This window comes from Rheinheimera sp. 1928-s (assembly GCF_029269265.1).
Taxonomy (GTDB): Bacteria; Pseudomonadota; Gammaproteobacteria; order Enterobacterales; family Alteromonadaceae; genus Pararheinheimera.
In genome coordinates this window covers 1-13,464 of the sequence record NZ_JARIXP010000013.1, presented here as the reverse complement: position 1 = coordinate 13,464, position 13,464 = coordinate 1, and the positions used below count along the sequence as shown (strand labels likewise).

16 protein-coding genes are annotated in these 13,464 nt (G+C 46.5%); 12 read left to right on the top strand and 4 right to left on the bottom strand.

What is annotated here, in order from left to right; all coding sequences use genetic code 11:
• Positions 1-53 precede the first annotated feature (53 nt).
• Both P3C17_RS20045 and P3C17_RS20040 read right to left on the bottom strand, forming a co-directional pair.
• Entirely contained in the window at positions 54-395 is a 342-nt protein-coding gene (locus P3C17_RS20045) for a zinc ribbon domain-containing protein YjdM (protein ID WP_300931071.1), read from the bottom strand.
• A gap of 77 nt (positions 396-472) precedes the next feature.
• Positions 473-946: an NYN domain-containing protein gene (locus P3C17_RS20040; protein ID WP_127687438.1), complete on the bottom strand. Its 474-nt coding sequence runs from the start codon at positions 944-946 to the stop codon at positions 473-475.
• 135 nt (positions 947-1,081) lie between these two features.
• On the opposite strand from P3C17_RS20040, the gene P3C17_RS20035 reads away from it, so the two are divergent.
• The 4 genes from P3C17_RS20035 to P3C17_RS20020 all read left to right on the top strand — a co-directional run bounded on the left by P3C17_RS20035 (position 1,082) and on the right by P3C17_RS20020 (position 4,143).
• Positions 1,082-1,552: a DUF1456 family protein gene (locus tag P3C17_RS20035; RefSeq protein WP_233080288.1), complete on the top strand. Its 471-nt coding sequence runs from the start codon at positions 1,082-1,084 to the stop codon at positions 1,550-1,552.
• 26 nt (positions 1,553-1,578) lie between these two features.
• Positions 1,579-2,373: a PhzF family phenazine biosynthesis isomerase gene (locus P3C17_RS20030; RefSeq protein WP_300931070.1), complete on the top strand. Its 795-nt coding sequence runs from the start codon at positions 1,579-1,581 to the stop codon at positions 2,371-2,373.
• Between the two features lie 59 nt (positions 2,374-2,432).
• Entirely contained in the window at positions 2,433-2,879 is a 447-nt protein-coding gene (locus tag P3C17_RS20025) for a GFA family protein (protein WP_300931069.1), read from the top strand.
• Between the two features lie 172 nt (positions 2,880-3,051).
• Positions 3,052-4,143 (top strand): phospholipase A, encoded by a 1,092-nt coding sequence (locus P3C17_RS20020; RefSeq protein WP_300931068.1) that lies wholly within the window; start codon positions 3,052-3,054, stop codon positions 4,141-4,143.
• Between the two features lie 98 nt (positions 4,144-4,241).
• On the opposite strand, the gene P3C17_RS20015 is transcribed toward P3C17_RS20020, so the two are convergent.
• Positions 4,242-4,613 carry a BON domain-containing protein gene (locus tag P3C17_RS20015; protein ID WP_300931067.1) on the bottom strand — a complete coding sequence of 124 codons (372 nt, stop codon included), beginning with the start codon at positions 4,611-4,613 and terminating at the stop codon, positions 4,242-4,244.
• 179 nt (positions 4,614-4,792) lie between these two features.
• Between P3C17_RS20015 and P3C17_RS20010 the strand changes: the two genes are divergently transcribed.
• The 5 genes from P3C17_RS20010 to P3C17_RS19990 all read left to right on the top strand — a co-directional run bounded on the left by P3C17_RS20010 (position 4,793) and on the right by P3C17_RS19990 (position 7,746).
• Entirely contained in the window at positions 4,793-5,188 is a 396-nt protein-coding gene (locus P3C17_RS20010; RefSeq protein WP_300931066.1) for a DUF4440 domain-containing protein, read from the top strand.
• The gene (locus tag P3C17_RS20005) at positions 5,189-5,701 is read left to right on the top strand and encodes a GNAT family N-acetyltransferase (RefSeq protein WP_300931065.1); all 513 of its coding nucleotides are present in this window, start codon (positions 5,189-5,191) and stop codon (positions 5,699-5,701) included.
• 110 nt (positions 5,702-5,811) lie between these two features.
• Entirely contained in the window at positions 5,812-6,705 is an 894-nt protein-coding gene (locus P3C17_RS20000; protein WP_300931064.1) for an EamA family transporter, read from the top strand.
• Positions 6,702-7,298 (top strand): flavodoxin family protein, encoded by a 597-nt coding sequence (locus tag P3C17_RS19995; protein ID WP_300931063.1) that lies wholly within the window; start codon positions 6,702-6,704, stop codon positions 7,296-7,298. The genes P3C17_RS20000 and P3C17_RS19995 overlap by 4 nt, the downstream gene beginning before the upstream one ends.
• Positions 7,299-7,371: 73 nt before the next feature.
• Entirely contained in the window at positions 7,372-7,746 is a 375-nt protein-coding gene (locus P3C17_RS19990) for a nuclear transport factor 2 family protein (RefSeq protein ID WP_300931062.1), read from the top strand.
• 29 nt (positions 7,747-7,775) lie between these two features.
• Here the strand turns inward: P3C17_RS19990 and P3C17_RS19985 are convergent, their stop codons facing one another.
• Positions 7,776-9,917: a winged helix-turn-helix domain-containing protein gene (locus tag P3C17_RS19985; protein WP_300931061.1), complete on the bottom strand. Its 2,142-nt coding sequence runs from the start codon at positions 9,915-9,917 to the stop codon at positions 7,776-7,778.
• A 73-nt stretch (positions 9,918-9,990) separates the two neighbouring features.
• On the opposite strand from P3C17_RS19985, the gene P3C17_RS19980 reads away from it, so the two are divergent.
• The 3 genes from P3C17_RS19980 (at position 9,991) to P3C17_RS19970 (ending at position 13,183) form a co-directional block, all read left to right on the top strand.
• The gene (locus tag P3C17_RS19980; protein ID WP_300931060.1) at positions 9,991-11,010 is read left to right on the top strand and encodes an alpha/beta hydrolase; all 1,020 of its coding nucleotides are present in this window, start codon (positions 9,991-9,993) and stop codon (positions 11,008-11,010) included.
• Between the two features lie 85 nt (positions 11,011-11,095).
• Entirely contained in the window at positions 11,096-12,130 is a 1,035-nt protein-coding gene (locus P3C17_RS19975; protein ID WP_300931059.1) for a serine hydrolase domain-containing protein, read from the top strand.
• 9 nt (positions 12,131-12,139) lie between these two features.
• On the top strand, positions 12,140-13,183 hold the full coding sequence (locus P3C17_RS19970; RefSeq protein WP_300931058.1) for an alpha/beta fold hydrolase: 1,044 nt from the start codon (positions 12,140-12,142) through the stop codon (positions 13,181-13,183).
• Positions 13,184-13,464: the final 281 nt, after the last annotated feature.

Here is a 13,464-nt window from a genome sequence, read left to right as displayed (position 1 = left end):
ATCAAAACAGAGAGGCAAGGGCCGGGTTTGTTCCGGTCCTTGTTGTATTCAAATCACTGCTTTTTAACAAACTCAGACTTTAGCTTCATAGCGCCAAAACCATCAATTTTGCAGTCGATATCATGATCGCCTTCCACTAACCGTATACCTTTGACTTTGGTGCCAATTTTGACCACCAAAGAGGAGCCTTTTACTTTTAAGTCTTTGATCACAGTGACAGTGTCACCATCCTGCAATAGATTGCCTGCTGAATCACGGATGACTTTTTCGCCTTCAACTGCATCAGCAGCGGCAGTTGTCGACCATTCATGGCCACATTCAGGGCAAATAAACAGACTATTGTCTTCGTAGGTATAAGCAGAATTGCATTGTGGGCAGGCAGGGAATTGGCTCATGACGGGTCCTGATTTAATTCGGTACAGCTTTAAAAGGGCGCGTAGTGTAGCCGAAAGGCCTTACTTTTTACAGGGCTTTACAGCAATAAGTCCGCTTCAATAGGGCGCCACAGAGCGCAGCTTTGTTGCAGCGACTGAGCTGTGAGCCCAGGCACGCTGTACACCACTGTATCAACCCCATGTTGTTTGTAGACAGCCTGCAACAGCAAATCAAAATCACCATCACCAGATAGCAAGACGACAGTGTCAACTTCGGCCGCTAAGGTTAAAACATCAATGGTAATGCCGACATCCCAGTCGCCCTTGGCAGAGCCGTCGGCACGTTGGATAAAAGGTTTTAGCTTTACTTCAAAGCCGATATGCCGCAAAGCGTCCTGAAATTTAATTTGTTGATCGTCTTTTTTATCAATGGCATAGGCATAGGCATAGCTGATGTCACCCCGAAGCTGTAGTTGCTGCCAGAACTTACGGTAGTTAAAAGAGCGGCCGTAAGCCTGCTTCGTGGTGTAGTAGATGTTTTGTACATCAACAAAAACGGCAATTTTAGTCATAAAAAACAGAACCCAAAACAAGATGAAATGGACTATAACATGGCATCTGTTTGAAACCGCGAAAGAAAATCAGCCAGCAGCGCATTGTGTCTGTTAAAATGTCGGCAACTTGACTGGAGCGCTTTGCGAATTTTTATGAATAACAACGATGTTTTACGCCGTTTACGTTACGCCTTTGATTTTGGCGATCAACAAATGATGAATTTATTTAGCCATGCTGGCTTAACAGTGAGCCGGGCGCAGGTCAGTGACTGGCTGAAAAAAGATGAAGATGAAGCCTTTCAGGCCTGTGATGATGTCACTTTAGCCAACTTTTTAAATGGCTTGATCATCGAAAAACGTGGTCGTAAAGACGGCGAACAACCAGTGCCTGAAAGCCGTTTAAACAATAATATTATTTTCCGTAAGTTAAAAATTGCGCTGGATTTAAAAGACGACGACATAGTGCAAATGATGACGGATATTGGCTTTCGCATCAGCAAACCTGAATTAAGTGCGTTTTTCCGCCGCGCGGATCATCACCATTTCCGTCAGTGCCAGGATCAAATTTTGCGTAACTTTATAAAAGCTGTACAGATCAAGTACCGCGAAAGCTCCGAAGACTAAAGGCAAGAGTTAACAGGGCCGAACGCATGGAAGCGCAGCTGCAATTTTTTAAAGTCTTTACTGACAACCCAACTAAGGGTAACCCGGCGGCTTGCGCTTTATTAAGTCATTGGCCTGATCTTGATGTATTACAGGCTATTGCGTCTGAAGCCGAACAGGTGGTGACAGCTTTTATAGTGCCTGTTGCWGATGCCCCTAATCAATACCAGATCCGCTGGTTTTCCTGTTCGCAGGAAATCAACTTATGTGGCCATGGCACTTTAGCTGCGGCCGCTTTGGTGCGTGAGCTCAAAGGTGAGGGCTGTTATCAGTTTTTAAGCCAGCATGGTGATTTAGAGGTAACAGCCAGTTTTGCTGCTTTGCAGATGGTTTTACCACAGTGGCTGCCGTGCCCTGAAACACAAACTGAATTACCCCCGGCTTTGCTGGCTTGTCAGAGCATCGATTATTTTCAGACCCGCGATTTAGTATTGGTGCTTGCCGACGAGCAGGCAGTACAGCAATTTCAACCTGACTTCACTTTGATACAACAATTAGAACAACATGCGTTGATTATTAGCGCCTTTAGCCCACCAGACAGCTATGTATTACGTTATTTCGCCCCCCGCATTGGCATCAATGAAGATATAGCCACAGGCTCGGCTCAGTGTTCACTTGCACCTTATTGGTTTAAAAAAATAGGTCGTACGGAGTTTAAAGTGCGGCAGCTTTCGCTGATTGATGCCAGTTTTTCGGTCGCCATCAACACTCAACAGCTGCATTTAAAGGCTCAGGCTGTGAATTTACCGCATCTGACCCGGCCTATTGCAACAATTGCTTAACAGCTAAAACAAAATCCAGTAGGCTGATACTCTGTATTGTATCCAGCGGGTAGTGGTGTATGTCAGCGTCCTCTTCAACAGTTCAGCCTTCATTGCAAAAAGCTCATGGTCAGTGTTTATGTGGCAAAGTGAAAATTCAGGCAGGCGCAGTGGTATCGCAGGCAGGAGTTTGTCATTGCCAGTATTGCCAGAAGTGGGGCGGCGGGCCGCTATTTACGCTTGATGCTGGCACAGAGGTAAAACTGGATGGGGCTTGTTTTGTCTCCACTTTTAGTTCTTCTGATTGGGCAGAGCGGGGCTTTTGCAACAACTGTGGCACTCATTTGTTTTACCGGCTGAAACAAAATGGTCAGTATTTTATTCCTGTGGGGTTGTTGGACCAGTTGACTAATCTGGTGCTCGATCATCAGATTTTCATAGAGCAAAAACCAGACTGGTACTGTTTTGCTAACCAAACCACAGAACTGACCGGAGCTGAAGTTTTCGCTGCATTTAGTACAACTTAAGGCTTTAAGCAGGACTTTTGATCAAACAGAACAGCTTATCTTCAGTGCTATTTTTATAGTGGTTAAGTCCTTGTTTATATTTGGGTCCTATAATGATGGTTGCCAGAGGGTATCTATCTAAGGGGGCATAACCCTTATTATGCAGGACAGTATTTAGGCTACGGGAGTGAGCGTGAAAAAACTACAGAAGGTATCAACACTAACGGCTATTGTGCTGATAAGTTCAGTCAGTGCCGGGGTTTCTGCTCAGGACGTTAAAAATTGTCGTGAAACCACAAATAAAGACCAACGTCTTGCCTGTTATGACCGCATTTTTGGCACCAGCAGTGCTGAAACTGTTGAAACTTCAGCCGCAACTAAATCAGCAGAAGCAGATGTAGAAGTAAAACAACATACTACAGCTCAGGCACCTGAAGTCAGTGCAGCTCAAATCCCAATTGCCACAGTGATGCAAAAATACTGGGAGCTGACGCCTGAAGAAAAACGTGATCGTTTTGTGTTTCGCACTTACCAGCCTAACTTCTTTTTACCTGCTCATATCACGTCCAATATTAATAAAGCGCCACAAAGTCCAACCCGGGGGCAAGCCGAAGCCAACGAAAACTACAAACAAATGGAGAGCAAGATCCAGGTGTCATTGCGTGCCAAGCTGATGACAGAGCTGCTGTTGCCAGGTGCTGACTTGTGGTTTGCTTTTAGCCAGAGATCGATGTGGCAGTTATGGAACAATCAGGATTCTGCTCCCTTTCGTAACACCGACTATCAGCCCGAGCTCATGTATATAGTGCCTGTGGCTGATACGTGGGGAGACTTACCCGGCGAATGGCAAATACGTATGTTGCAATTTGGTATAGCTCACCAGTCGAATGGGCAAGCGAAGCCTTTATCGCGTAGCTGGAATAAAGTGTATGCGGGTTTAGCGGTGGATAAAGGTGAGTTTGGCCTGAACTGGCGTTACAACCAGCGTATTTCTGAAAGCGGTGATGAAGACGATAACCCGGATTTAATTGACTATATCGGCAGTCATGAAATAAGCGCCAATTGGTTACCTGGTAACGCAACAGCTCAGCTGACCTGGCGTAATGATTTTTCCTATATAAGCCGCGGTTCCTGGCAGTTGGATCTGACCTATCCGGTCGACAGCAGCAAACTGGACGGATTACGCTGGCACTTGCAGATATTTTCCGGCTACGGCGAAACCTTGCTGGATTACAACTTCCGCCAAAACAGTATGGGCATAGGGGTGATGTTATTTAACTTCTAAGTGAGGAGTGTGAAGAGGAAAACAAGGCGTCAATCGCATTTGAGAAATCAGTAACTTGCACAATAACACCGCCTCCAATCAAAGAGGCGGTGGTTGTGTTAACGTTTTATCGTCAATTCATCGTTTACAGTTTTAACGCCAATAACACCTTCAGCAATCAATATCGCCTGATTAATTTGGTTTTGGCTATCCAGCTCACCCGTCAGACGAACATCGCCTTTGGTAGACACAACAGTGATCTCAAAGTTTTTTAAGTCATCATCACGCAATAAAGCTGTTGTCACATCATTGTTGATGTTGGCGTCAGAGATAGCCACAGGCACTGCACTGTCTGCAACTGGCACTACTGCACTTTGATCGTCCGTCGTTTTAACAGCACCAGGGTAGGTTGGTGTGGATTTATCGCAAGCAGTCAGTGTAACTGCTGAAAACAGTAATGCAGATAAGGTAAAACCAGTAGATAATTTCATAGTAAAGTCTCCGTTGGGCCATGCGTGGGGGCTGGGTGTATCAATACTGGTCTTTCTCGGGTTTGCCGTCTGTGCGCTAACGTACTTCTTGCGTGCTGCATTCAGAAACACTTGCGTCTGTTCTGTTAACTGAGGTAAAACGACGATAGTAGCTTCAAAGCCTAACAAAGTAGGTGATCGTGACATCAGAACAACAAAAGGCCTTAACAAAGCAGTTGATTGCACTGGAATTACAACTGCATCAGCCGGAAACAAGGCGAAGTCAAACCCAGTTAAATCTGTTGCTGGCCAATGGGTTTGAAGAGATAGCAGCCTCTGGGGTGCGTTTTAACAAAGCTCATGTGTTGCAGCGACTACCGGAAGAGCAAGCTCCTTCGGTGGAAGCTTTTGATTTTGAGGTCCGGCTGTTATCCGCCGATTTAGCTCAGGTATTGTATAAAGCCAAATTGCGTAAAGCAGGAGAGATGCAAAGCAAGTTGTCGTTACGCAGCTCTTTATGGCAACTCAATAGCCTTGGCTGGCAAATGGTGTTTCATCAGGGCACTGCAGTGCTGCCCGCGAGTGGGCCTCTCTAAATGCCCGGTTATTCTATCCGAGCTTTACAGCCAGAGGATGTTGAAGTTGTGCTTCAGTTTGAGTTGGCTCACAAAAGCTTTTTTGAACAAAGTATAGAAGCAAGACCGGACGAGTTTTATCAGCCAGCAGCAGTACAGCAGCATATAGCTGAGTTTTTGTTGTTAAAACAGCAGGCGTTTGCTTTGCCGACACTAATTTTTAATGCAGAAAATGAGCTGATAGGCAGAGCTAACATCAAAGACATAGATCAGGTGACAAAATCTGCTTATGTTGGCTACCGCATCGCTGAACAGTGGTCTGGTAAAGGTGTAGCCAGCTTTGCTTTGTGTCAATTAATACAGCATGCAAAGCACATGGGGTTAATGGTTTTGTTTGCCTGCGTATCGACAGAAAATCGGGCCTCTATGCAGGTGCTGAAAAAAGCTGGTTTTCACAAAATGGAAACCATTCCGCAGGTGGCCATAGTGCAGGGCAAAGCTGTTGCTGGTTATTTGATGTGGCTGAAACTCTAAGCTATTCAAAAATCATTTAAATTCTTTTTGACCTCAAGTTAGCTTGAGCTTTTACAGTGGCGGCAGATTTTAAGTCTGTGCGCTGTGCACTGTAAAAGGAGAGTTTGTTCATGAGTTCAGTTGTATCCCGTTGGTATGATCCCTGGTTAACCGCTTTAGCCCCGCTGATATGGGGCAGCACCTATTTAGTCACCACAGAATTTTTGCCTCCCGATGTACCTTTATTATCTGCCGCTTTACGCACTTTACCGGTCGGACTTTTGATGTTGTTGTGGTTACGTCAGTTACCAGAGTCCGGCTGGTGGGGAAAAATTCTGCTGTTAGGTTGTTTAAATATTGGTGTATTTCAGGCGCTGCTTTTTGTTGCTGCTTATCGTTTGCCCGGAGGTGTCGCTGCAACGGTAGGAGCTATTCAGCCTTTGGTGGTGGTGATATTGAGCTGGGCAGTACTGGATGGGCGTACGTCATGGCTAAGCTGGATTGCTGCTTTGTTGGGTTTATTGGGGGTTGCTCTGCTGGTGTTAGGACCTGCAGCTCAGTTGGATGCTATTGGTGTGGTGGCCGCAGCTGCTGGTGCTTTGGCAATGGCCTGTGGCACCTTATTAACGAAAAAATGGCAGCCTCCGGTCAGTGCTATGGTACTCACCAGTTGGCAGCTTAGTGTTGGCGGCTTGTTTTTGTTGCCGCTTGCTTTAAGTGTCGAAACCCTGCCAGAAAGCATCAGCCTGACTCATATTCTGGGTTATCTGTGGCTTGGCTTTATTGGTACTGGCCTGACCTATATCTTTTGGCTACGGGGTGTGATGCGGATGTCTGCCAGTGCAGTCACGGGTTTTAGTTTACTCAGCCCCTTAAGTGCGACCGTGCTTGGTATTGTGGTGCTGGATCAGCATCTGACGCTGCTGCAAAGTCTGGGTATGCTGTTGGTGTTGACCGGTGTCTGGCTTGGTCAGCATAAAATGGCAACTCCGATGGTGCCAGTGAAAGCGGAGGCAAGCCAATGAAGATAGCTATTGTTTATCATTCGGTCACGGGTACCACAGCACAGTTGGCTGAAGCTGTGGCTGCAGGTTGCTGTTCAGTCGCAGCTGCAGAACCTCAACTTATTCGCATTGAAGGGGCGGATATACAGCAAGGCCGATACAAGAATTCTGCCGTGCTTGAAGTCATTGATCAGGCTGATGCTGTCATTTTTGGTTCTCCCACTTTTATGGGTTCTGTATCGGCGCAGTTTAAAGCTTTTGCTGATGCCACAGCTGGCGATCATTGGGTTGAGCAACTTTGGGCTGACAAAATCGCAGCTGGTTTTACTGTGGGCACCGGCTACTGTGGCGATACATTACATAGCCTGCATTATTTGCAAATTCTGGCGGCGCAGCACGGTATGTTGTGGACAGGACTGGATTTAGCTGGTGCTGGTGATGCAAAGGCACCCAATCGGCTTGGTGCTCAGGCTGGTTTGATTGCCAGAGCTGTGGATGGCTCTATAGAAGCGCCCGATCTGGAAACTGCTTTTTATCTGGGGCAAAGGGTGGCCCGGCTGCTTAGCCGATTACAACCCTCAGGTCACAAAACAGAGCTAACGCAGCAACTCTGAGTTTCCAAAGCTGCGCTGGTGTTTTAGCACGGTTTTGCTCATCATCTGAGTTTTATTGCAAGGTAAAGCTCAGATGACCGACAGCAAAAAACGGATCACACCAGAGCAATTGATACAGCAGCAACTGGAAGCTTATAACAGCAAAGATATCTCAGCCTGGCTGGCTTGTTATCACCCGGATGCAGTGCAGCTGGATTTTCACGGCACAGTGTTGGCGCGCGGTCATAGCGACATGCAGCAGCGTATCAGCCAGCGTTTTGCTGAAGCTGATTTGCATGCGCAGCTATTAAACCGGATAGTGATGGGCGAGTGGGTGATTGACCACGAACTTATTCAGCGTAATTTCCCTGAAGGCCGTGGTCAGATTGAACTCTTATGCAGTTATCAGGTAAAACAGGGCCTTATCGTCAAGGCCCTGTTTCAGTTCGGAGAAAAAGTGCTGTTTTAAGCACAGAGCTTTTATTCAGTACCTGCTTGTCAGTTGGATTTAGCACCATCAGGCACCAGCTTATAAATATCGCCTTTGGGCAAGCCTGCTTTGACATAAAACAACTGCTGGTTTTCAATAGCGTAATGATGGACAAACCGCTCTGGTGTCGCCAGCAGCAGGCTGTTTTCTTTGCTTTGTAACTGGTACTGGCGTATGCCCTGATCCGGCTGATAATAATAAATCTGCCCTTGCGACAAGCTCCAGTTCAGCCAGTTGATTTTGTTAAAGTCGGCGATCAGTAATTGTTCTTCTCCAGTGGTTAAATCCAGCTGAAATAAACCGTCCTGATGAAACTTGCTGAAATACAGCTGATCCTTTAGCAGATAACCGCTGTAACCACCCTGAGTCGTCAGTTGAGTGGTGGCTGCGGTGTTTAAATCCAGTTGCCATAATTGCCAGTCACCACTTTGTTGACTGCTGTAGATAATGCCTGAACCATCAGCTATCCAATTGGCCACTTCCACCTGATGTTCGGGCGCGACCAATACCCGCTGCTGGCCTGAAGCTACAATAAGTTGCCATAAGGCGCCATCTTTGCTGAAGATTAATGACTCGCCATCTGGTGACCACTGCAGGCGCACAAAAGCGGGGACGCCAGGTAAATCCGCCAACAAGTATTCGTTTTGGCCAACAGGCTGCAACCAGATCTGATCTTTACCATGACGTTGGCTTAAAAAAGCTAAGTCTCCTTTGTGGCTCACCCTCGGCATACGATCAATTTTACTGCTGCCTATACGGATCCTGGCTTTATTATCGCTCAAATCATGTTGCCAGATATCAGCGTCCAGCTCGTAGTCAGCGTAGTAGATCTGCTGTTGCACCACAGCCAGAGACTGCACAGTACGGCCTGTATAAAATAAAAACTCCAGCTGGTCTGTATCGAAACTGTATTGCAGCAACTCAGCGCCTTTACTCAGTAACAACTGATTGCCTAACCAGTCTATCTGCGTGGCTTGCAGCGGCAGAATTTTTTGCTGTAACACCACAAAACTGCTGCTGTCGAGGATCAACAGCAAAGTCTGCTGATTTTCCATATAACGTAAAACTGCCAGCTTTTTGCCATCATCGGACTCAGCAAAAGCTAACTCGCCGGTTGGGCTTTCTGAACTGAGCGGATTGGTGATCTGCTGTTTGGCTGTAGTATCCAAACGATAATGGCTCAAGGCATAAGGTTGGGTTTTGTCTGCTCTGTCACGCAGATAAAAACCCTTGCTGTCGTTTTGCCAACTAAGTTTTACCACTGCATCTGTATTGCACAGGGCTACTGTTTTTTTCTGCTCTGGCTTGGCTAGTAAAAACCATTCGACAACACAGCCTTGCGGATTTTGTTTTACCCATAAAATTTGCAAAGCATCAGGGCTTAATGCTGCGGTGCTAATGTCATTGTCTTCGGACAACAGCTGGAGTTGGTCTTTATTCTGTTGTAACAGCAGCTGTTTTTTTTCTGCTTGTGAAGAGAAATACAACAGCACAGCGCCATCAGCGCTAAGGCTAAGATCATACTCAACACCTTGGCCATGACTGACGGGCACAGGGGCTGTCATATAAGGTGTAGTCAGTTGTTCTGGCGCAGGCGCTAAAGTAATAAAAAACCACCAGACAAAAAATAGCAAAGGGGATGCCCAAAGTAAGCCTAATCCCAATTTAGTTTTAAAGCCGGAGCTTTTCACTGCAACTACTGCAGGCGTTGTGGTTTGAGTTGTGATGGCGGGTTCTGCAACGAATTCGACGGCTTGCTGTTGTGGCGCTTCAATAGTCAGGGGCTGACAAAGCCGATAGCCTACCTTAGGCAGGGTTTCAATATAAGGGCTTGCCGGGTCAAGTTGAGCAAAGGCTTTGCGTAATAAAGACACCGACTTATTAATGGCGCTTTCGCTGACCACGCGACCAGCCCACAGCTGTTCAATCATTTGATCGCGGCTCAGTTGGCCTTGCTCTGCTGCAATAAAAAGCGACAACAGCTGATAGGCTTGAGGCTCCAGGTACAAGCTTTCTGTCGCCGAGCTTAGCTCGCGGCTGTTGGCATCAAAGGTCAGTTGACCAATCAAAAATCGCTGATGAGAGTGGTGTTCAGGCATATCAGAAAAAGTCCGGAAAGAAGCTTTGGCCAAGGGTAAGCTTTTTATCATAAAAACGTCCGAAACACTTGTGTTCCTGCAGCCTTTTTCTGATGCAACATTAAGCTTGTACTGATGGAGGACTATGATGATCGGGTTAAGGTGGCTGCTATTTTATTGTGTGATGGGATGGGTAAGCTTAGCAGAGGCAAAAGCTGAAGAGTTTATACCAGAGGGGGTCAGTGTGATCAAAGCCGGTGATGCCAGGTTTCAGCTACGCTCTTTGGGGTTGGAACATCAGGGACCGGCCGTTGTATTGTTGTCCGGACCTAACGAGCATTGGCATAGTGACAGTGGCTGGTTTGCATTGTTGCAACCACTACTGGCAACAAAATATCGCACCTATGCGATAGACCGTTTAGGGCAGGGTCTGAGTTCTGATGTCGAGGATCCTTCTTATACGCGTTTTGCCACTGATTTGTCCTTAGTTTTGCTTGAGTTGAATGAGCCACATGTTCTGCTGCTCAGTTTTGCCAGCGGTTCTGTGTCGAGCTTGTTAGTGGCTCATCAAAACTCTGACCTGACTATTCAGGGCATGTTGCTGATTGATCCGGATATTCCGCGGCCGGCATCCATGGCTTTGTATAAGGGCTATCCGGCGGACTGGTATAAAGCGAATTTGCCGAAGCTGTTGCCTGCGCTGGAAACCGGAGTCTGGACAGAACGCACCGCTAAAAAGCTGCAACAAGAACGAAAACTGGTTCAACGGTTGCTGCCTGAAACTTATGCCAATCAGATGGACTGGACCTATTTTGACTTTATGGCACAACAACGGTTGCGGCTGGAACGTCAGCAAAGCAGAGCCAGGGAAATTGCCGCTTACGCAGCAGATCTGGATCTGTACCAGACTTTACCTTTGTACACAAAGCGGCCGGTGTCTGTGATTAATTCTGATTTTGAGCAACTACAAATCAAACAAAATCCTGAACAAAAGCTGCAAATGATGGCGTGGCAGCAAGAAGGTGATGACTGGAGTAAACAACAAGCAGAAGGCTCTGGTGGTCAGTATATTGAGCTGAAAAGCTCAGATCATTTGGTACTTTTTCAGCGGCCTGCTGCACTGATGCAAGCGGTGGAATGGTTGATGGCGTCCGCTGTGGAATAAATATGCCCTGATTCTGGTTACAAGGGTAAAGGCTCAGGGTAGACTTGGCCTTTATTGCTATGATCTGTTTTGAGTTCAGGGGCTTATGTTCAAATTATCTATTTTTCCTTTTTTACTTTTTTCACTACCTGCAGCGAATGCGGGCCTGCAACTATCAAGTCCAGATTTTGATATCTTAACAAATCAGATCCAACAAAAAATTGCTGGCCGACCCGCTTTTCAGGGCTCTGCTTTGTTAATGCGTGGCAACGAAGTGTTGTGGCAATATCAGCAGGGGCGCTTTATACAAAAGAATACACCTGAGCTGTCACAAGGTCCGTCTTTTGATCAACACAGCACATTTTTTGTTGGTTCTATCAGTAAAACTCTGGCCGCTATCTTAGTGATGCAACAAGTGCAATCAGACACAGTCGATGTACAGGCGCCGGTAAAACGCTACTTGCCTGAACTGAAACAGCCATGGGCAGCATCAGTGCGCGTTGCTGATTTATTGAATCACAGCTCTGGTCTGGTGGATATCAATACCCAGAATAACTATGGCGAGTTCCGTTATAACAATTTAAATTTTCAGCTGCTGGGACAAATTCTGACGGCTGTCACAAAGCGTCCTTATGCTGAGCTGGCGACAGAATTACTGCAACAATGCCAGATGCACAGTTCTGGTTTTGCGGACAAGGCAGACGGGGTCAGTCAGGGCTGGTATGAAGAGCAGGGGCAGTTAAAAGCCATCACAGCTTTTATGCCTGTTGCAGCAGAGCCTAGCGGTGGCCTGATAGCATCTGCCGCTGATGTTGCAATGTTACCTTTGTGTATGCAACAGCAGCTGACAAAAACCAGTCTGCAGCAAATGACAACACCTCAGTTGTTGCGTCAGCATCGATGGGGTGAGGTGTATTACGGTTATGGGGTGCAAATCACACAAACTGCAGCAGGTGTTGAATGGAGCCACGGCGGTTATATTCCGGGTTATGTCTCGGTATTTAACTATTTTCCACAACATCAACTGAGCTTAGTGGTGCTGGAAAATCAAGCGCTGAACCCGGCAGATTTCGACAGAGCTGCTTATTATCATGACAAATTAAGAAGCTCAGTCATTCAGATCCTGAGCCAGAGTAAATAAGGACAAGGCATGAAATTTCATTATTCATTGATCGCCACAGCGCTGGTATGCGGAGCAATGACAGCTGACGTACAAGCCGTGGATAATTTTGCCACACTGTATCAGCAGCAAGTCCAACCCTTTTGGCAGACTGTAACACCACAACAACTGAAGTTGTCTGATGGCACTAGCTTGCATTACGTATTGATTAGACTTGAACAGGTGAAAGCTACTGTGGTTGTAGTGAATGGCCGTACTGAATCTTATCTGAAGTATCAGGAACTGGCGTATCAACTGACCCAGCAAGGTTATCAGGTGCTGATGTTTGATCACCGAGGACAGGGTCTATCGACTCGTTTGACCGACAACCCATACAAAGGTCATGTTGAAGATTTTCAGCACTATATTGATGATATGCATCAGCTCATCAGCCGCGTTGTGTTGGCGGATAAAGCGCAAGCTGATCAAAAGCTACCTATGTATCTTATAGGCCACTCTATGGGGGGCGCTATCAGCACTTTGTATTTACAGCAGCACTCGCAAGTGTTTCAAAAAGCGGCTTTGTCGGCACCTATGCATGGTATTAATGGCAAACTCGCCTATGACGAATGGGATGCCTGTCGTCTGGCATCAACAGTGACATTGTTTTCCACAGAAGGTTACGCCGGTTTTGCTGACAAGCCTTATGTCGCAGGTTCTTTTGATGGCAATGAACTGACAGGCTCAAAACAGCGTTATCAGTGGATGCAAAGCTTGTATCAGGACAATCCGCAGTTGCAGTTAGGTGGTGCCACTTGGGGGTGGTTGGATCAGGCATGCTCGGTATTACCTCAAATGCAGCAGCAAGCCAATAAAATCAAAATTCCAGTGCTGGTGATGCAGGCAGAGCTGGATACGCTAGTGTCAGCAACAGCGCAGCAAGAGTTTTGTACTGTACTGGCAAATAATCCAAACTCAGGTTGTGTCGGTGGTTTGCAAGTGATTAAAGGCGCTAAACACGAACTGTTGTTTGAGCAGGATGACATTCGTCAACAGGTACTTGAGAAGGTGCTGACGCATTTTGCATCAGAGTAAAAACGCTTAGCGGCTGAGAGAGTGCCAGGATAAAGCAAGTAAAGAATCCACCTTCTGAAGAAGGTGGCTTTGTGTTAAGCCCCTAAAAGGGGCCTTTTGTCGAGTAACTTAGCAACTTCAGCGTCCGTTACTTTTTTACTTAGTCTACGCCAAAGAATTCGATGTCTAATCCCAGCTTGGTATAGCTCGTAAGAAAAATACAAACAGAGTTTCAGGCAAAGCCTTTTGGATGATAACCACCTACTGAAGTAGGTGGTTTAGGGCCGAAAACAAAAAGGCCA